We start from the raw sequence: 19795 nt of genomic DNA, 5'->3' as shown, positions 1-19795 counted from the left end.
ATTTTACATAAAATACTGGTCTAGTTTCGTGATGTCTTTTTTAAGCAATTTGTCCTTTGATAACTTCAAAAGATATTATTTTTCAGTTGACATACTACCGCAGGTCTTTATTATTTATTTCTTTTTTCCTATTATTGCTATACATAATTACTTAGGTATGTTTCCCTTTTCGCCTGTTAAAAAAATATATTTTGATCAAATCTTCAAATCAAAAAAGATTATTTTTACAGAAATTACAATAATACATACTACTTGAATCTCAATAAATGTAAATTAATAGAATATTCCGTCTTATATTGATAAATGCTATTAAATAGATTTTGATAGAGGAAATTTCTGATATGATACTAATTGCTGAATAATATCTTTGGAGAGGATGAAATTGAACAATGAATGTTCATATACAGGGGAACGAGCAAATAACTCATTTATTAAATGAATGGTATCAAGAAATTAGGGCTAGGCATGTAGACGCCGCTCAATTACTTAAACAAGAAATTGAAAACAGAATTCATAATATAGAAGAAAATCAAACGATATTATTATACTACTCACTACTAGATTTTAGACATCAATATTTAATTGATAGCTTAAGTATTTCTAAAGATAGCTTTAAACAAAGTGATGCTTACAAAACTCCTACAGACGATTTCCTTTCATACTATTATCACTTCTTTAAAGCCATTCATTCCAATGTTACCGGCAATCATAGTCTTGCAAAAATACATTACGATAAAGCAGAATACCTGTTAGAAACAATACCTGATGAGATTGAACATGCTGAATTCCATTATGAGTTAGCCATTTTCTATTGTCATACACATAGATCAATTTTATGTATTAATCATGTAATGAAGGCTAAAGATATATTTTCAAAGCATCCTGGATATGAATTAAAAGTTGCCTTCTGTAATAACTTATATGGATTAGCATGCACTCATTTAAAAGAATGGGAATTAGCTGAGGAACACTTTATCTCTGCTATGGATACATTCCAAAAAGAAAATTTAGAATACAATATTTTAATTGTCCGTCACAATCTAGGGTTTATGTACGCTACTCAGAATCTATCTGAAGTAGCATTACGATATTTATCCGAAGTTAATCAGAAACTACCTAGCGATTATAAAGCTGTATTCATTGAAGCTAGAGAGCATTATAAATTAGGAGAACATGAAATTGCTCAAGAATTAATAAAAAAGGGCCTCCAACTCTCTACTCAATTGGGAATTGAAGGTTATATTCATCACTTTAATATTTTAGAAAAAATAAATCTACATAGCTGTGCTAATGATTTAGAAAAAGCTGTTTTAGAAGGAATTTCTTATTTTGAACGAGAAGAACTATATGAGTATATAAATGAATATACCGAAAAGTTGGCAGTCCAATTTTACAAAGAAGATAATCATCTAAAAGCTAGCTATTACTTTTATGAAGCTAGTAAAGCCAATGAAAAAAACTTTAAAAAAGGAGCATTAAAATGAAAAAATTAGCGGTTAGCTTACTAGGTATTTTAATTGTTGTAACAGTAACTTTTGGATCAAATTCTTCAACAGGCTCTCAAAGTACCATAAATGTTATTAAATATTCACATGGGCATACTGGATGATGAAAGGAAGGATTATCCCTTCCTTTTTCTTATATTTTAGAATTCAATACGTATCCCCTCCTATATTTATTTATAAAAATTTAAGAAATAAATAATTCAAAAGATAAAATAAAAATACTATAATTAAAAACTTCCATTTGTTTCTTTTCGTTGGTTTTCCAGCATGTTGTATATAAAAAAATAAGGCAATACCTGCCATAGTAATTAAAAACATTTGAAAGTAATCAAGCATCTGTAATACCCCCTCCATACAAAAAATAAGAAGTCTCTTTTTAAGAGACTTCTTATTTTTAATACAAACGACATACATAGGCTAAACACATACAATAAAGTCAGGATGATGTACTTTATTGCCTTTTCATCATAACATATAATTTATCATTTTTATTTAATAATTCCATTAAATAAAACTTTATCAACCTTAAAATGTTTTATAATAAAATACAAATAAAATTAATAATATATTCACTTGATGCAGACGGAATATGCTCAAAAAATATATAGTTCGGTTACAATATCATTCATGATTTTTTAATTTTTTCCTTCCCTTCTGTTAAGAATACTTCAAAACTTGACTGATTACCTTATGTTAATACTTTATATATGCAAAATTACATACTAACCCTTATTGAAAATAATTCTCATTGTAACTGTAATGGTTTCAGGGATTGGAATTTTCACTTTCGTTTCAAATCTCACAATATATTAAAGGAGGAAATACTATTATGAAAAAATTGATTTTAGCAGGGGCACTAGGAATTGCAGTATTTTCAGGTATGAACTTACCAGGGGCTGAGGCATCAAAAGCGAGTGCAGCTACTACGAATTTAGAAATTCAAGAAGTCACAAAATACTACTCTATGAGTTCCTATGAAGTGTCTCAAAAAGAATCATTTAATCTTAAAAAAGGGGAAGAACTTACAGTCTTTGTGCAAAATTCAGGGTTCCCAATTTCTTATACGGTCTTTGATGCGGATAATCAAGTAATTGGCACATTCAATGCTAATTCCCCATATGGTCGCGTATTTAAAGCGCAAAAAGACGGTAATATTTCTGTACAATTTCAAGCAGGTGTAAATTCTACGTACATGAAGAAAATGAATTTTACAGCTAAATTTGCTGTTTCTAAACTTAGCCAACAATAAAAAATGTAACGATCCTCTTTAAAAACAAATTAAAAAGGTATATCCCTTCAATGGGATATACCTTTAGTTTTAGTGAATTTTATATTGACCAGATAGCTGCTCTTGCGCCATACGAACTAAACGTTTTGTAATTTCTCCACCTACTGAACCATTTGCTCGCGCAGTTGAATCCGGTCCAAGTGTAACACCAAACTCCTGAGCAATTTCATATTTCATTTGTTCAATTGCACTTGCTGCAGCTGCTATTAAGATTTCGTTTGAATTATTATTTTCGCGAATTTGCATTTTTTAAACACCTCCATTGAATTTGGTAATATCATGCTCTATTTCCAACAAAATATGCAAAAAAATTATTCGTTTAGCTATTTTACATATATACCTAAGCTTTCATCCCTTATGTGGGAATAAATAAAGGTATAGGTCATACCCTATACCTTTACCTTCTTCTATCCTACTTACTTTTAAATTCCCCTATTAACCCCTGTAACTCTTGCGAGAGCCAATTTAAAGAATTTGCTAACTCTGCAATATCTTGTACATATAGTTCTTGCTCTTTCATACTTTTCTCCACATTACTACTGCTATTCACATATGTATTTGCAATGTGTGATAATTCATTTATAAACTGAACAATAGTTTGATTATTTTTTAGAATGTCACTTGAATGATTCGAAGTCGCTTTAATTTGATTTGTAACAGATTGTGCAGATTCTGAAATCTTTTCAAAGAATGCACCACTACTTTGAACAAGTGTTATTCCTAATTCTACTTCCTTTGAACTCTTCTGTATGGATCTTACAGCTCTCTCTGCTTCAGCCTGGGTTTCACCAATTAATTTAGCTATATCCCTTGCAGATGCCTCGGTTCTTTCCGCTAATATACGTACCTCGTCCGCAACATCTGAAAATTCTTCCCCCATCTCTCCAGCACATGAGGATTCAGTAGAAGCATTTAAAGCTAATGAATTTGTTTGATTTGAAATGGTTGTAATTACAGTAAGAATTTCATGAATTTCCTTAGATCGTGATTCAAATGCATAAATACTAGAAGGTACATCCTGAACTGTATCTTGGATTCTTTTCATTTGATTCACGATTTGCTTAATCAAATCTTTTCCCACTACAGAATTCTGTTCCATGTCTTCCAAAGCATTGCCAACTTGTTTTGCAGCTCCTTTAATTTCTTTCATCTTACTTTCCATTTCTTGAACAATCCCTAAACATTTTTGCACTACATATTCATGAGAATGTACTCCTAAATTTAATCCTGTAATAGCACTTGCAATTTCTTTAAAGGCTATGCTATTCTCTTTTGTACTTACCGACAATTCCTGTGAAGATGTAGAAACCTGTTCAGCAGTCTGCCTTACTTTATCTATAATCCTATTAAACTTTTTAATAGTGTTATTAAAATAGATATTGGTTATCCCTATATCATCAGATCTTTCATTCAATTTAATACTTAAATCCCCTTCACCAACTTTACGTAACCCTTCTTGTAAATCCTTTAAAGGCGATAGAGAGTTTCGTGAGATAAATATTTGAATTGTAATTGCGATAGTTAATGAAATTATAATAAATAGTAAACCTTGTATCATAAAGTTTTTCTTTGTAAGAGGAATAATAGAAGCTTCCAAATCCGCTGCAACAATTGCAATTATATTTTTATTTTCATCTGTAACTGGCTCTAAAATTGTTACCCAGAACCCTAATTCATCTTCATACACTTCTGTCATTTGTGCCTGTTTTGTTTGTATTACTTTATCGTATGTTTTCATCCAATAAGTAGGCTGCTCATAGTATTCACCTGGTTTTACAGAAACAGTATTTGCTAATTCTGTATCCAAAGCTACTATTTGTAATTCAGCTTTATCATTTAGCTTGGCTCCTGTAACATATGTTTGCCCAACACTTTTCATATCTTTTATAGATTTATCTAATTGCTCTGTCAATTTTTCTTTCTTCACTCTTTGAGCTGTGGGGTCTTTTGCTACATCTCTTACTATTTCTAGATCTAATTGATTTAATACCGCATCACCTGTTTCAAAAGACTGCCTCTCAAATATAGACATCATACTATTTTGAAACATATTAAAACTTAACGCTCCCATACTTCCAACAAGGGTCAGAATTACTAATACCGTTAGTAATACATTTTTTTGAAGCAACGATAGCTTATGCCAATATTTTTTCATTGATTTCACCTTTCTTATTTTCAACAATACAAAAACAAAGTAGTAACATATTAAGAGGTTCTCTTTCTGTTATTAATTTAAACTTTAAAATAGCATACTAATCGTTCAACCAAACGTTCCAATTTTTTTCATTTACAATTGCATCTTTTATATGTCCAGCTGCTCCTGAAAATCTATTAAAAGGAAGTCGTAATACTTCTACTACTTCATCTTTTCTATTTGTACTGATTTCTTCTAAATCGATTATATTAAAGGGTTTGCCTATAATAATTGCTATAATATTTAATGGATTACTAAGAATATTTTAAATTTCATATTTATCGCCTAAAAATTTTCACATTAGATTTGTTGAAGTTCCTTCATTAAGGATTTTTTATACTATCGTTAGTTTTATATATAAACAAGAATTTTTAAGAGCCACATCTTTAGTCATCTTTATCTTGCACAAAAAAATTGGAAAGTTTAATCCAATCTCCTATTTTATAACTTTTTCCCTTATTTTTCTATAGAATTTTAATATCTACCTGTACAAATTAAACTTAGACTCTTTTGGCCTTTACTCTTCAATTGTCTTAAATTCATATGAGATAGCGCAGAAAGTAAATTTTTAATAAAAAACTTTTGTATTAAAAAATGCAAAAATACATACTTTCCCAGAACTATATGCACTTAAATATTCATATAGTAAAATAAACAGTACAAGCTTGTCCTATACAGCATATTTCCTTAACGGGCTTGATATTATATTCATCCTAAAATTGGTGTGACCTTAATATCTCACTTAGCTCTTTAATATTTTGATATTAACAATATAGTTTTAATATATCGCTACACCTACATATAAGCCAAGAATTTAATTACAGAACGGTTTTCATCAATAGTAGACGAAAACATGTCAAACAAAAAGAGACTCAATTATTTATTACTTTTCGTATAGATGTAATAAAAGATTATAGGAGAAATATATATGCTCAAAAAAATAAATAGATTTATGTTTACTTTGCCTACCATTTCTTTTATTTTTCTTATTTTATTAGGATCATTTTTATTTGTAATACCATTAGATCTATTCTTACCTGAAATACAAAAAAACCCAATAACAGAAGCACCTCTTATCCTTCAAGTTTTATTAGGGGTATTAGCGGCACCTATATATGAAACAGTAGTTTTTCAAGTATTTTTATTTTGGCTATTAAGTTGGATTCCTTACATTAAAAATCGCGATTACCTTATCATTTTAATAGCTTCAATTATATTTGGATTAAATCATCGATATGGAATCACTTATTTAGTTGGTACAACGATAATTGGTCTTTTATATAACTATGCTTATTGGGTATATAAAAAAAAGAATGAAAAATATCAGGTTACAATGCCTGCTTTTGGGGTTGTTTTTTTGATTCACTTATTACATAATTCTATTGCTTTTATAGCATCAAATTTATAAATGTTTTAAAGATAATATAAATTAATAAATTCTGTTTGTACTTGTTAAAGGTAAGAGACACGAAATAAGAATTAAAGAGCGGATTCACTAATACTTCTAAATAGTCTTGTTTCAGTTTGTTTATTTGAAGAATAAACAGAGAGGGTCCTGTCAGGTAGACAGTATTTTCAAAGCGCAGCTAAGCCCACCTGAGTCTATATTTGTATGGACTCAGGTTATTTAATTTCTCTTGAAATCTTTGATGGTTATAAGATTGTATATATTTGCGAACTTAACATAGATGAAGAAGTCTTTTTTATGTGCATTATCCTAAAAGTTTTACTTTCGTAACATACTTTCCTTCATTTTTCTAACATCCCATCCTCTTCTTCCAATCGTTTAGTCTTAGTACCCGAACCTTTAGGTTTCATTCTACCTAAACATTACCCTTTTGTTTTCCCACGTTCTTCTTCTAGTTCTTTAATACCTAAAGTTTCGAATCATTTCATTTAACGTCTTACAATTGGATAATAAATGTCTATTTCTTTCTTAACAGTTTTACATCTTCTTTTAAGTATAAACCAACTTCCTTTTCCTTTCATTTTATATAGCAAGTAATTCTAATTTACCCCATAGAAAAATCCCCTCCATAATAAATAGGTTAATGTGTTTTCTTTTTCCTATCTACTATGAGGGGAGAATAGCATACTAAAGATAGCTTCTTTTTTGTAAAAGATCTAAGATTCTAGTGCAGTAATTAATTGCTGACGTTCTTTATCTCTAAAAATTTTAATTTCATGTTTAAATTGATAATTTCCTTCTTCAAATCTGACCCATTCCTTACTTGTCCAATATACAATATCTACATTTTCATCTAAAATTACAGAACATATGTCTACTAATTCTTCTTCATAAAATGGTGCTTCTTTTGCTAGTTCAAAAGCCAGTACTTTTGGATCCTTACTTTTAATTTGAAGTTCCCTTGAAGTTTGTCCTAAATACTGCCATGGAGAATATAGGGATTGCACATGAACATTTCGAGTTTCTTTAAACTGTGATGGAGAATGTATTGTAGCAGCAAATGTAGATTTACTCACTCCTATTGTTGTGCCTAAAGCAATAGCACCAATAATAAGTTTTTTAATCATTTTTTCAGCCCCTTTAATTATTTTGGATATGCTTCATTTTTATACTACGTTCATGTTCGTGTAAATGAAGATGATTTGACATGATTCATCATTTTTTTCAAAAACTGAATATTAATTAATCGTTATAAATTTACCCAAAACAAAAAAGTTTCCAATAGGAAACTTTTTTTGTTTTGGGTATACATTATATGTATAAAAATTAGTTTTAAAAATATTTACTTATTTGTTGATAAAATTGTATATGGATATTTTTCCTACTATTATCTACACACATCTCATACAAAGCCTCACTACAACATAAACAAATCCATCTTATGACCGCGTTTCTTCTTACGAAATTAAATGATTGTTTCAATAGCTGGTTTGGGAATCATAGAATTACTTTCTTTCTCAGCCCTATTATTCTGTTCTTTTGCCTAAAATTCCAATATCCCCATTACTTCTTTTGTAAATAGTTTAAAATCAGTTAAATGTTTTTCAATAATTTGACGAACAATATCTAAATTCACACTTTGATAATCATGAACAGCAATATTACGAAATCCAACCATTGCCTTTAACTTATTTGCTAGATCAGCGCTAAGTAATCCTGCTGTAACCAATAAATCAAAGGCCTCTCGACTAGATTGGGGTAGTCCTAATTTTTTACCTGCAACAATATGCATTGCTAGATCAATACTCGCTTCACAAGCTCTTTGTATATTCAATATTATTGAATCTTGTTTTGTAAAGTCCTCTAAATTTTCAGGGTCATTTCCATATACATCTTGGATTCTTTTTATACAACGCTCTATTGTAGAAATTTTATTTAAAATAACCTCATTCTTCATATATAGAACCTCTTTTCTTTATATCATCAAATACTATCTGTCGTTCTTCATTCAATTTTGAATACATTTTTAAGGTTTTCATTTCAAAAATGATTTTCCGTTCTTCATCAGAACAAAATATTGTCTTTCCTGTATGTATAATCTGAGCTTGAAAAACTGTAGAAGCTTCGGATAAATCAACTAAATCAACATCTCTATGAACAATGTTAGCTAAATCCTGTGCTAATAAAAAACGTTCATAGTTCCCTAATGTTGTGTCACTTACATAAGCTATATCAATATCGCTATCTTCTCGTTCTCTATTCTCAGCCGTTGATCCAAACACAATTATCCAATAGGGATTCACCGTCTCTTGTAATTTTTCTATAATAGCTGTTATCATGCTTTGAAAAATCATTTAATTAATCCCCCTTATTGTACTTGAATTTTATTATATCATAACCAATCATAAATCCTTTAAACGACTATAAATACGTAAACAAAATTAAGCTTTTTTAGTACTTAACTCCTCACAAAATTAGAAGCTTATTTCTGACCTAAAATTATTATAGTTCAGGAGTAGATATATTGTAGCTTTGGATCATAAATAATTGTTAATAATCCAACACTTGTCTGTTAAATGCCTTTTATATTTTCTTCGTGCAAAAGTAAAAGACTGACAATAACTGTTAGCCTATTTCACAATATACATTCTAATAGTTTGAGGATATATTGCTCTAACAAAGCATTATATATTAATCCACCTTTAATTTTTCTTTTACCTTTGTAGGGAGTTCGTCTTTTTTAACTTCTTCCCAAGATTTCACACCTTTTTTCTCAGAGTAATATATACGTAAAAACGCTTCTTTACGAAGGTTTTTTAACGCTGTAAACTCCATTTCTTTCTCTTTACCATCCTTATCAAATCCAGGTAATTTATATTCGTAAGTCGTATCCCCATTTACATTTTTCTCTTTTAATTTTTCACCATCCTTGGTAATTTGCACATAATATGTATCTGTACCAAGACGATTTAAATTACACCCGGATAACAACACAGTAAACATCACAAAAATGCTACACATAAGCACTATTCGTTTCATATTATTCACCTCATATCTTTTCTCACAAAAATTATATCCTAATCTATTGGCTGCGAAAATTCATTTCCATTACGCTAACATTACGTTTTTGTAAGGTAGTAAAAACAGCTTAAAATAAAAAGGATATAAATTCATATTTCTATTGAATTCATATCCTTTGTTCTTATTGAGTAAACTATTTTGCCCCATGCTTAATAGGAAGTATTTCTATTATTCTGGGAAAATAAAGCTAGAGTCCTCTCCACTATTAGCGGTATCTTCTTTTGGGAATGTTATAGTAGATCCTTCATTTCCCTTATTTCCTTTATTTATTTCTTGTTCCTCAGGAAATACAATGGAAGAATCATTACCTAAGTTTGGTGAAAAACCAAGTTTAGATAAAATAGCTTTTAAGTCAGGTAAAACACCAATTTTATCAGAAGTTGGATCATTGGATTTCGTTCCGGTGCTAGAATCACTTAAAATATCCCTAAGCTGTCTTGGTGTATATACTCTCCCCTGATTATTTTTTGCAATTCCTTGAATTGATGCTGCAGCACCAGCAATAATAGGTGATGCGCTAGATGTTCCAGCAAAACTAGATGTATATAGATTTGTTATAAATTCACTTGGTTTAGCATCTGTAGTATCTACTGCATTCCCCCATCCATACACATCCACTCTACTACCGTAATTAGAGAAATATGAACGCTTATGAGGAACCCTTGCAGAAGCTGCCCCAACCATAATTGCCCCTGAATCTTTAAAATCAGGACTATTACGATTTAAAACTTGTTTACCATTACGGTCTCTAAATTGATCCAAGTCATTTCCGCCGTTTGCACCTGCTTCTATAATAATAATTCCCTTATTTGTTCCCATACGAATTGCATCAAATATGTCTGGTTTTACTTCCACAGGAAAATAGTTCTTATCTCCATATCCATCGTAAGTTGCTTGTGCCTCTAGTAAAAGAATATCTCCAGCTTGCATATTGTTAACCGCGCTTAAAATAGCATCAGCTGTATTATAATTTCCGTTATCCCTAATCTGAGATACAACCTTTACCTTAGCTTTCGGTGCGATCCCGATTCCACCTATGTTATTATCCTCTGCCGAAACAATTCCTAAGACTGAGGTACCATGATCATGGTGCTCGCTTTTATTCTGTCCAGATATCAGTTCAATCTTTTGATTCACTAAATCCTCATGATTAAATAACCACCCATACTCCATATCTACGAAAGTAGTTCCTTTTCCATCTCCACCTTTTATGCTCCAGGCATAAGGTGCATTAATTCCTAATGGTGCTGGTTCAAGGTAACCTTGTCTTGTAAGTCTAGGCTCATCATATGGATTAACAGATAAGTTTGGCAAACGCTCTGCTGGTGGCGCCTCTTCTTCCTGTAAATACGCCGTTTCAACAAGAGATGATTTTTCAAATTTTGTAAGTAATGCTTGTACATCAATATCATCTTGAGTTTCAACAATATAATAGTTTAGCAAATTAGAAGAAATATGATCGGAATCTTTTATTTCTTTACCAAGATTTTTAATTTCTTTAGGATTTAAAGAATTAAAAAGTCGATTTATAGTTACATTTGGATATTCAGCTAAAATTCCAATTAATTCAGGATCTTGTTTTTCTTCTTTAATGAATTTTTCTATTCCATCCTGATATGGTAAATTCGCTTCATTTTTAAATTTCAAAATTAATTGTTTAGTAACTTGCTTATGTACAGTAGAATTCAATTGCTTATTTGAATAATTGTAAGTAGCCGCATAAGCAACTTCTGATTTTTCATTTGGAAGTAGTCCGCCCACCCCATTAAATGCTGTTAATGCAATTGAAGAAACTAGAATTCCCTTAAAAATTTTCAAAACGCACACCTCTCTTTATTAATATATAGTTATAAAAAAATGTATATTATCTAATTTCTTTTTATACAAACGTTTTATATGTAGGACTATATTTTCAACTCCATTCATTCCTTAATATTTGTTTATACATCATTAATACAACCAATTCATACCAACAACTTTATTAATTCAGCCGCATTACTGTAACCAGTATAGTTACACCTTGTGGAATAGTCAACCTTAAATGCAATTTTGCATGTAAAATCATACATACTTCTACCAACTTACTCCCAATTATTTCAAGAGAAGTTGAACTTCTATCATTTTGAGTAATTGCATATATATAATATAAAACATATAAGGGGGGTTAAAACGTGGTAATCTCAAGAGAAGATTCCTGGGCTGATGATAGCGATTTACTTCTCGCATCAACAGTACTTCAGAATATTCGTAACGGTGGAACACAGTTAGCTGCATTCAAAGAAGTAGCAAAACTACTAGCTAGAACACCCGCAGCTTGTGGATTTCGTTGGAATTCATATGTGAGAAAACAATACCAAGAAGAAATACAACAAGCAAAACAAGACCGAAAAATGGGAAACAACATTCCCCTCTCCCCATCAGAAAAAGAAAAAAAATCTTTGTCTATTACATTAGATGATATTATTCTCTTTCTACAAAATTATAAAGATGTGAATGAATTGACAAAGTTACAAAATCAAATTGAAGATTTAAAAACAGAGAATCAATCTCTTCTACAACGTATAACTATGTATGAAGAAGAGTATCGTATGTTACTGAACCATATCGATAAGACAAGAAATTTAATTGCAGTGGATTAAACAGCATAACTATAATGACTTTCCAGTAGGATCTTCACCTGCCAAAACCGCCATAAATAAAGAAAATTCAGACTATTATTAGTGATAATAAGTAAAATACACATACATAATGTATGTGTATTTTTAATTTGAATATTATTAAAAGAAATATTTAGTCTATGTTACATCTTTTCTAATATTTCTTGTCTTTCACACCATTTCGTTAACTTTTCTAACGCCTTTTTAGATAAACGTTTTGTTTTATAATTACAAAATCTAGATAATGTCGATGGAGAAATACTCATTTCATCTGCTATTTCACGAATGCTTACCTTTTTTTCATTGTGTACTTTCAGTATTTGGTCACGGATCTTTTTCTCTATTTGTTCGACTGATTCTACAGTCTTCTTTATTTCTTTAACAACTGTTACTTCCGGTAACTTCTCTTGTGGTTCCTCTATACTCTTCTTTCCTATTACCCTATCCATTGACTGTAGCATTTCTTCAGGTGGTAAAATCGTTATTCCTAAGTTAGTGTAATAATTTTTAAACCAATTACGTTTCCCAATTTGTTGTTCATCCAGTGGATCACTATACTCCCAATGAGAGATTACTTTTTCATTTTCTAAATCCATTAGAACATTTTCTAACTGTTCTCTAATACGATTCGGCTTCCAATCTTTTGGGATATCCATTACTGCTAGTAGTCCTTTGTCCCCACCTATAGAATATGGCTTTTTCAATGATGAATACATTTGTCTAATTCTCCATTGCCATGTTAAGTATCGAATTAACCTTTTATGATATTTGTGTCTATAACTATTGTATTCAAGTGCTTTTTTAGACAATAGGGCTGTTGTATTATTTGATCCATACAAATAATTAGTTAAAAAGCTACCCGGCTTAATACGACAAGATTCAATGCCCATGTATTCATTAGTAACACTATGTCTCCATAAAACAACTGAATCTAATACAAATAATCTTTTGATAACTTCACGCTTTAATTCTAAACGTTCCCCCTCATCATCACGGTCATTTAATACAACGACTTCATTATCATCATTTAAATAGATAAAAATACTTGCTAAAGCTGCAATTCTCTTTGCTATCTTAATTTTATCTTCCGCTCTATAGTATTCTTTATTTTTAACAACTGTTTTTGGAATATTGCACATCTCTAAAACTTGTTCATAAGAAAAGTCAATAAAATCATCTGGAGATTTTGCTTCATTAATCCACTGTATTGTGATTGCATCTAAGCAATCTGCCGTTAAATCATCCATATTACTCATTACGTCATCTACAAGGGTATTCCATCGAGCTGCTTCTTCTATATTGGTAAGTCTTAAATCTTCATCTTTGTGTGAAGAAAGTTGAGCTACACCATTAGAAGACCTCGTTTCAATGGGATATTGTAAGACCTTACTTATTTCATCTTCTTCAAATTGATTCTTTGCAATCCCATCTCTTAATTTATAATAAACAGCAGAGTTATTTACCTCGTAATAATCCTCGTGATTCACTATATTTGGCTTATCTATATTTTGATCATTTTCCAATATCACGGAATTAGAATGTACTACATCTTGAAATTCTTTTTCTATAAATAATTCAATTTCTTTATATATTTCTTCTTTATAAGAATCAATTTTCGCATAAATTTGTACTAATGTAATTCCGGACTCTTGCTTTTTCTCTAACCAAGATACTAATGCAGTAAATGATGGAGAAGCATGGGGTGATGTAAGTACCTTATTATTATTGTTTTCAACATCTTTAAAGTATGCATTCCACTTATTCCATACTAGCTCGTTAGTTTTATAAATTGGCTCAGAGATTAACAATGCATCTCGAAACATTTGTAATAAGTTATCCACTTTCTTTTCCTCCCTAAACCATGGATCACAATAAAATAATTCTCAGTATAAAAATCTTAACTACTATTATATTTAATTTATTGTAACAGATATTTACAAATTTTTGTTTCTTTCTTTCCCTATTCTTCTTTTCTTGCATTTCTTTTGCTCTTTACTTTCCTTAACTCCTCAACTTGCAACAGTTGCTCTTTCTCTTACCTATTTCTACTTACATTCCCTTTTGCGCTTTGTTTGCCTTACATTTCTCAACTTGCAACAGGTTGTTCTTCCTCTTACCTATTCCCCCTTACTTATATTCCTTTTGCGCTTTGTTTGCCTTAACTCTTTAACTTGCAACAGGTTGTTTTTCCTCTTACCTATTCCCCCTTACTTACATTCCTTTTGCGCTTTGTTTGCCTTAACTCTTTAACTTGCAACAGTTTGCTCTTTCTCTTACCTATTTCTTTCAACTTGCACACTTTTTGCGCTTTGCTTTCCTTAACTCTTTAACTTGCAACATACTGCTCCTTCTCTTCCTTATTTCTACCTACTTGCATTTCTTTTGCTCTTTGCTTTCCTTAACTCCTTAACTTGCAACATACTGCTCCTTCTCTTCCTTATTTCTACCTACTTGCATTTCTTTTACGCTTTGCTTTCCTTAACTCCTTAACTTGCAATATGCTGCTCTTTCTTTCCCTATTCTTCTTTACTTGCATTCCTTTTGCGCCTTGCTTTCCTAAACTCCTTAACTTGCAACATACTGCTCTTTCTTTTCCTTTTTTCTTCTTCCTATATTTCTTTTGCTCTTTGCTTTCCTTAACTCCTCAACTTGCAACATACTGCTCTTTCTTTTCCTTTTTTCTTCTTCCTATATTTCTTTTGCTCTTTGCTTTCCTTAACTCCTCAACTTGCAACATACTGCTCTTTCTCTTACCTATTTCCCCTTACTTACATTCCTTTTGCGCTTTGTTTGCCTTATATTTCTCAACTTACAACATGCTGCTCTTTCTTTTCCCTATTTCTTCTTCCTACATCTCTTTTGCGCCTTGCTTTCCTTAACCCTTCAACTTGCAACAGTTTGTTCTCCTCTTACCTATTTTCCCTTACTTACATTCTTTTTGCGCTTTGTTTGCCTTATATTTCTCAACTTACAACACGTTTGCTCTTTCTCTTACCTATTTCTAATCAACTTGCAACACGTTTGCGGTATCCTTTCCCTATCTCTTTCAACTTGCAACAGTATAATTTATTTCTCAACTAAGTAATTTTAAAAAAATCATGTCATTTTAAAGTTTTTAAGCTATTTATCTCATATTTTTAATAAGTTACATACATAATATGCAACATGTTTGCGGTATCCTTTCCCTAACTTTTCTATCATCTTCACTCTAAACCTTTATATACCAAGGGTTTAAGTGCTTTTCCATTTACTTTTATACATATCATCCAACTTGCAACACGTTTGCGGTATGCATGCCCTTATTTTTCTCACAAGATGCAACACTGTTTGCGGTATCCTTTCCCTACTTTCATTCTATAAATATCAACAAGTCCTTTTATATCAAGGGTAATTATTACAATTCATTTTTAATGATTACGTTTACTAACTTGCAACATGTTTGCGGTATCCTTTCCCTAACTTCCCTACCATTTTCACTATAATCCTTTATATACCAAGGGTTTAGTTGCTTTTTCACTTACTTTTATACATATCAAACAACTTGCAACACGTTTGCGGTATCCTTAACACAAAAAAAAATCATGAAATTCTCTTATCCCTTGATACAACTGGCTTCATAAGCTGTTGCAAGTTACTAATTTTCTTCTTAAAGGAGCACATTTCAGCAATTTTCATTTTGCTATAATTAAAATTGGTATATTTTATAGTATTTTGACATATATTTCTGAATTTGTAGAACGGAGGTGAAAAAGATGGGAAAAGCATTTGTGATACGTAATCAACGTAGCTTAAATGGGAAAACAACAAACGCAGTTTTAGTAACACTCAAATCTTGGCAAAAGTTTGTGGAAACATTTGAGGAGAAATACTACAGCTATAAAGATACATATTTAGAAGATATTCTGCAGCACATGACATACGAAGAGCGTATTGCGGATGTAGAAGGTTTTGTCGAAAAAGCCAAACCATCTTTTTCACGTCGAGCAATGTCTACACTTGCAGAAAAAGCAGGACGAAAACATAAATTATACGGTATTACGAATGCTGATCTTGAAGTGTTCTTGTACTTACATAAAAAATGCTATACAAACGGTGTCATTCCAAATGTAACCATACATATGATGTGGGAAGATTACAAGCAATATAAAGAAGAATTTGCTTATATCCAACACTCTCAATTCTATATCGCATTAAAGAAATTAAACTTACATAACATTATCTCCATCGAAAATGGAGTAGATGGCCGTTATACAATCAAACTCACTCATTTTATGAATGAGGAAACAGAAAAAGCAAATCCGTACGTATATATTAGTCCTGTTGTATTTACAAAGGATTTCTTTAAGCTATCTGTAGCGGCTAAGAAGCTATTCTTAGATATCGCAATGCAACAACATACGGAAACAACATTAAAGCGTTCTTTGGACAAGCAGGACGAAAGAGGAAACAAAACTCACTTCGGTGGGATGTATCGTTTCTTACATAAAAAATATCCGCATCAGATCCGTGCGGTTATCGAGGAATTAACAACTGCATTACCATGTACGGGGAATCCCCTATTCAAAATTTGCAAAATGCAAAAAGGTGTAAAGCATACAAAACGATATACGACATTATATCTGTCTATCCATTCAGACTTCTTATGTTCGAAAGAAGCTGGAGAAGAACAACATAGGGATCCATTTACACCAAAAGCTACCTATGCTCGAAAAGCGAATTTTATCGAAGCAGTCCTACAAGAGATGAATATCGGTGAATTGTCTGCAGACATGAATAAATTCATTCATGTATTAAAGCATACTTGTCATCGTCAAATTCGCAGTGTAATTCGCGGACTACGTGACATGGTTGATCGAAAAGAAGGATATCCAACGAAGATTGTATATACGTTGAAGAAACTATTGCATCAAACATCTCAATATCAAATTCTCGATACAGCAGCGAAAGAAGGTATCTACCCTCTTATTGCGCAGCATATACCAAAAGAGAGAAATAGTGACCGTGAGCAAGCTATCTTTAATTTCGGCCTACATTATTCTATGTACTCTCTTCGTAACATTAAAAAGATGTTTAAAAATGTGCATGCATTATTGAAGCAGAAGTTTGCGGTACCAGTAACAGAAGAATCTTATCACCGTAATTATCTAAAATACCAGGAAGAAACGTTATTTAGAAAATATGCATATGATCAGGGAGTGAATCTCCATGCATATATCGCTTTAGAAATTGAAATGCGCGAAAAACTAAAAGTTCGTGGCCATAAAGAACGCACAATTCCAAGTGATGTACGTGAATGGTTTATTGAAGCAATTGATAAACTACCGCAAGAACAACTGCGTGTGATTGAGCTACCAAAACAGTTTAATTTACTAGAGTTTATGCGTACCTTTGAACGTTTAGTACGTGCTGGTGTAACAATAACAGCTCCAGATCAGGTGCTAACCGCAATGGAAATGAAATGATAATAACAAGCTCTCTATTTTTGAAAAAATCGAAATTAGAGGGCTATTCGTAGTTGTTTCATTCATACTCCTTTTCTACTACTCTATTTATAAATACAAAATCAGAAGGACTTCATGTAAAATGAAGTCTTTTTTTATGCACTTCTATACAAATTCTCTTCTAGCACTATATAACTCTCCACGTAGTACTAGGGAATATTCTTCTAATGTAATAAAACCTATCTCATAATACCTACAAAAAATCAAAAATAAAATTATAAAAACAGTGGATATGAGGACAAATATACTCGAATGTGAATAGTATTTTTCTGACATCATTGTAACTACTAGTGTTGTTGTATATATCTAATAAAAATCATCAATAATAATGTGAGTTATGTGTAAATAGTGAGTTATGTTAACAAATAACTACATTTTCTGAATAAAATGTGGATAATTGAACGTTAAATACTGCTTATTTAACAAAATAAAGAAAATGAAGCCTATTTCCATAGTTGGATAAATATAAAGTAATTTGTATCAATTCCTTTCCGATTTCATGTAGAAACATATGATTTTCTTTCTGCTTTTTTGTAGAATTGAAAGTCTTATAATTATTGAATCTACGGATACATTTTTTACTATTTATGATTTTTTACGTGCTAATATCAAATTTTCCCTTGTGGGAGTAGAGTTTTCCCCTATTTTTGATAACCTATAATAGTTTTATCTTTATTTCTTTTTAATATATAAGATATATATTTATAATAGATTTTATTATTAGTAGTATGAGTGTTAATAAAATGTCAGATCTAATCAAAAAAATTTAATAATAATGATCTTTAATAATGTCCATAGTATTTTTCTAAATGAAAAAAGCCTAATAGCTGTGCTAGTTATTCACATTATTTTTTAGTGTAATATCTAAATATAAGCCCTCGTGCCTATTTATTTTAATATCTTTACTACGGTACAAGCGATGATAGTAAATTTTCTCGCATTACATATGTCTTGTAATGTTCTTAATACCATTTGTCCATTATGCATAAATTTAATTTGTTCGGATGTATTTAACTTTTGAATGTTTAGATATTCCATACAATTGCAATCATAGATCGTTTCCTTTAAATAACCCCCTATTGTTTCATGAGAAAAACGAGCACAAATTATGTGCTTTTTTCATTTAGTGTACTATTAGCCTCCGATGTTCTATATACAAGTGATTCCTAACTTGAAGGCAACACAAAAAGAACTTCTTCAAGTCGATTAAATATGTACATAGCAAAATAAGCTATATATACACTAATCGGCTCAAAGAAGCCCTTTCATAATTGAAACAAGATGAAACTTGCTCTTACAACTCAACTACAATAAAAAAAGGTGAAGCTCTTGATACAACTTCACCTTTTTTAGTATATAACGAATCATTTAATAATTTAACAGTATGTTTTTAAAGTCTCTATATTTTAGCAAACTTTACAATAAAACCGTACTTTCCTATTTTTTTGAAGAAACAGGATCCATTTTTAATGTTTTTATTCCTTCTTTTAATGTAAATGCATCTGCTCTTAATGTTTTCCAACTATCTTTTGCTGCATTCAGGTTAGGTTTTAAAAATTTAAATTTATTTTGATCTGCCTTTTGGGATGCTTTATCAATATGATTAAGTACTCCTGAATACTGAGAATCTAAATCATGCCATTGTGCTGACATATAGGTAAGAGCATTAATAGCTGATCCAATTGCATTTTGCATTTCAGCAATATTATTATACGCAACCCCAACTACACGATTTAATGTTATTTTATAGTCAACCGTTTGGCGTAATTGAGCTAATAACGGCTCTAACGTACCTAAATTATTTCTTGCTACCCCTATCATTACACCTCCAGCAATCCATGTAGGGATTGAGGGATATGATACAGTTATTATTCCATCCGATTCTACTTGTTTAAAATGTCTTATTTGCTCTAAAACATCATTTAGGCGTTTTTCATCTTCATCTATTCCAGATGCTTGATTTTTTAAAATCGATTGCAAGATATCTTTATGACCTCCAAATGCTCGGACATCTTCTCCAATACTATCTCTTAACTTAGCTAGTTCTTGTATTAAATTCTGTGTATATGCTTGGTTTTGTTTAATCTCACCTTGTAAATCTGTAATGCCTTCTTTTAATGTATCTGCATCTCCTTCATTAATTGCTTCTACTAATGTATCG

At 30.9% G+C, this 19795-nt stretch carries 15 protein-coding genes; 6 read left to right on the top strand and 9 right to left on the bottom strand.

Translation table 11 applies throughout. From position 1 onward, the window contains the following. The first annotated feature begins 389 nt into the window (after window positions 1-389). The 3 genes from MR168_RS25730 to MR168_RS25725 all read left to right on the top strand — a co-directional run bounded on the left by MR168_RS25730 (window position 390) and on the right by MR168_RS25725 (window position 2754). The gene (locus tag MR168_RS25730; protein WP_001100605.1) at window positions 390-1484 is read left to right on the top strand and encodes a Rap family tetratricopeptide repeat protein; all 1095 of its coding nucleotides are present in this window, start codon (window positions 390-392) and stop codon (window positions 1482-1484) included. Next, the gene (locus MR168_RS33465) at window positions 1481-1609 is read left to right on the top strand and encodes a hypothetical protein (protein ID WP_000732002.1); all 129 of its coding nucleotides are present in this window, start codon (window positions 1481-1483) and stop codon (window positions 1607-1609) included. The genes MR168_RS25730 and MR168_RS33465 overlap by 4 nt, the downstream gene beginning before the upstream one ends. 725 nt (window positions 1610-2334) lie before the next feature. After that, window positions 2335-2754 (top strand): hypothetical protein, encoded by a 420-nt coding sequence (locus tag MR168_RS25725; RefSeq protein ID WP_086412292.1) that lies wholly within the window; start codon window positions 2335-2337, stop codon window positions 2752-2754. 69 nt (window positions 2755-2823) lie between these two features. Here the strand turns inward: MR168_RS25725 and MR168_RS25720 are convergent, their stop codons facing one another. Continuing rightward, window positions 2824-3039 (bottom strand): alpha/beta-type small acid-soluble spore protein, encoded by a 216-nt coding sequence (locus MR168_RS25720; RefSeq protein WP_001167047.1) that lies wholly within the window; start codon window positions 3037-3039, stop codon window positions 2824-2826. A gap of 166 nt (window positions 3040-3205) precedes the next feature. Next, window positions 3206-4948: a methyl-accepting chemotaxis protein gene (locus MR168_RS25715; RefSeq protein ID WP_242291584.1), complete on the bottom strand. Its 1743-nt coding sequence runs from the start codon at window positions 4946-4948 to the stop codon at window positions 3206-3208. A 967-nt stretch (window positions 4949-5915) separates the two neighbouring features. On the opposite strand from MR168_RS25715, the gene MR168_RS25710 reads away from it, so the two are divergent. Beyond that, window positions 5916-6395, top strand: a complete 480-nt coding sequence (locus MR168_RS25710; RefSeq protein WP_074790503.1) for a CPBP family intramembrane glutamic endopeptidase — start codon at window positions 5916-5918, stop codon at window positions 6393-6395. 716 nt (window positions 6396-7111) lie between these two features. On the opposite strand, the gene MR168_RS25705 is transcribed toward MR168_RS25710, so the two are convergent. The 5 genes from MR168_RS25705 to MR168_RS25685 all read right to left on the bottom strand — a co-directional run bounded on the left by MR168_RS25705 (window position 7112) and on the right by MR168_RS25685 (window position 11294). Continuing rightward, a complete protein-coding gene (locus MR168_RS25705) occupies window positions 7112-7522 on the bottom strand; it encodes a hypothetical protein (protein ID WP_086412290.1) in 411 nt (136 codons plus the stop codon). Window positions 7523-7938: 416 nt separating this feature from the next. After that, window positions 7939-8352 (bottom strand): type VII toxin-antitoxin system HepT family RNase toxin, encoded by a 414-nt coding sequence (gene hepT / locus MR168_RS25700; RefSeq protein WP_000787540.1) that lies wholly within the window; start codon window positions 8350-8352, stop codon window positions 7939-7941. Beyond that, window positions 8342-8749 (bottom strand): type VII toxin-antitoxin system MntA family adenylyltransferase antitoxin, encoded by a 408-nt coding sequence (gene mntA / locus MR168_RS25695; protein ID WP_000577224.1) that lies wholly within the window; start codon window positions 8747-8749, stop codon window positions 8342-8344. The genes hepT and mntA overlap by 11 nt, the downstream gene beginning before the upstream one ends. Window positions 8750-9086: 337 nt before the next feature. After that, window positions 9087-9434, bottom strand: a complete 348-nt coding sequence (locus MR168_RS25690) for a YxeA family protein (protein ID WP_000822911.1) — start codon at window positions 9432-9434, stop codon at window positions 9087-9089. Between the two features lie 210 nt (window positions 9435-9644). Continuing rightward, window positions 9645-11294, bottom strand: a complete 1650-nt coding sequence (locus tag MR168_RS25685; RefSeq protein ID WP_000688774.1) for a S8 family peptidase — start codon at window positions 11292-11294, stop codon at window positions 9645-9647. Between the two features lie 353 nt (window positions 11295-11647). Here MR168_RS25685 and MR168_RS25680 point away from each other — a divergent pair, with 353 nt between their 5' ends. Next, window positions 11648-12115 carry an RsfA family transcriptional regulator gene (locus tag MR168_RS25680; protein ID WP_242291583.1) on the top strand — a complete coding sequence of 156 codons (468 nt, stop codon included), beginning with the start codon at window positions 11648-11650 and terminating at the stop codon, window positions 12113-12115. 161 nt (window positions 12116-12276) lie between these two features. On the opposite strand, the gene MR168_RS25675 is transcribed toward MR168_RS25680, so the two are convergent. After that, window positions 12277-13974: a helix-turn-helix domain-containing protein gene (locus tag MR168_RS25675; protein WP_000369380.1), complete on the bottom strand. Its 1698-nt coding sequence runs from the start codon at window positions 13972-13974 to the stop codon at window positions 12277-12279. 1911 nt (window positions 13975-15885) lie between these two features. On the opposite strand from MR168_RS25675, the gene MR168_RS25670 reads away from it, so the two are divergent. Further along, window positions 15886-17595 carry a hypothetical protein gene (locus MR168_RS25670; RefSeq protein ID WP_153579181.1) on the top strand — a complete coding sequence of 570 codons (1710 nt, stop codon included), beginning with the start codon at window positions 15886-15888 and terminating at the stop codon, window positions 17593-17595. Window positions 17596-19071: 1476 nt separating this feature from the next. Here the strand turns inward: MR168_RS25670 and MR168_RS25665 are convergent. Next, on the bottom strand, window positions 19072-19795 hold a 724-nt coding region (locus tag MR168_RS25665; RefSeq protein WP_242291582.1), incomplete at its 5' end, for an HBL/NHE enterotoxin family protein.

Origin of the sequence: Bacillus cereus group sp. BfR-BA-01356, assembly GCF_022663635.1 — a bacterium.
Taxonomy (GTDB): Bacteria; Bacillota; Bacilli; order Bacillales; family Bacillaceae_G; genus Bacillus_A; species Bacillus_A cereus.
The sequence above is the reverse complement of the archived record's forward strand: the minus strand, read 5'-3'. Positions and strand labels throughout refer to the sequence as shown.

Bases quoted from the DNA above. Each gene is read 5' to 3' on its own strand.
- MR168_RS25690 (WP_000822911.1), bottom strand. From the start codon at position 9,434: ATGAAACGAATAGTGCTTATGTGTAGCATTTTTGTGATGTTTACTGTG.
- MR168_RS25725 (WP_086412292.1), top strand. From the start codon at position 2,335: ATGAAAAAATTGATTTTAGCAGGGGCACTAGGAATTGCAGTATTTTCA.
- MR168_RS25705 (WP_086412290.1), bottom strand. From the start codon at position 7,522: ATGATTAAAAAACTTATTATTGGTGCTATTGCTTTAGGCACAACAATA.
- MR168_RS25670 (WP_153579181.1), top strand. From the start codon at position 15,886: ATGGGAAAAGCATTTGTGATACGTAATCAACGTAGCTTAAATGGGAAA.
- MR168_RS25720 (WP_001167047.1), bottom strand. From the start codon at position 3,039: ATGCAAATTCGCGAAAATAATAATTCAAACGAAATCTTAATAGCAGCT.
- mntA (WP_000577224.1), bottom strand. From the start codon at position 8,749: ATGATTTTTCAAAGCATGATAACAGCTATTATAGAAAAATTACAAGAG.
- MR168_RS25715 (WP_242291584.1), bottom strand. From the start codon at position 4,948: ATGAAAAAATATTGGCATAAGCTATCGTTGCTTCAAAAAAATGTATTA.
- hepT (WP_000787540.1), bottom strand. From the start codon at position 8,352: ATGAAGAATGAGGTTATTTTAAATAAAATTTCTACAATAGAGCGTTGT.
- MR168_RS33465 (WP_000732002.1), top strand. From the start codon at position 1,481: ATGAAAAAATTAGCGGTTAGCTTACTAGGTATTTTAATTGTTGTAACA.
- MR168_RS25710 (WP_074790503.1), top strand. From the start codon at position 5,916: ATGCTCAAAAAAATAAATAGATTTATGTTTACTTTGCCTACCATTTCT.
- MR168_RS25730 (WP_001100605.1), top strand. From the start codon at position 390: ATGAATGTTCATATACAGGGGAACGAGCAAATAACTCATTTATTAAAT.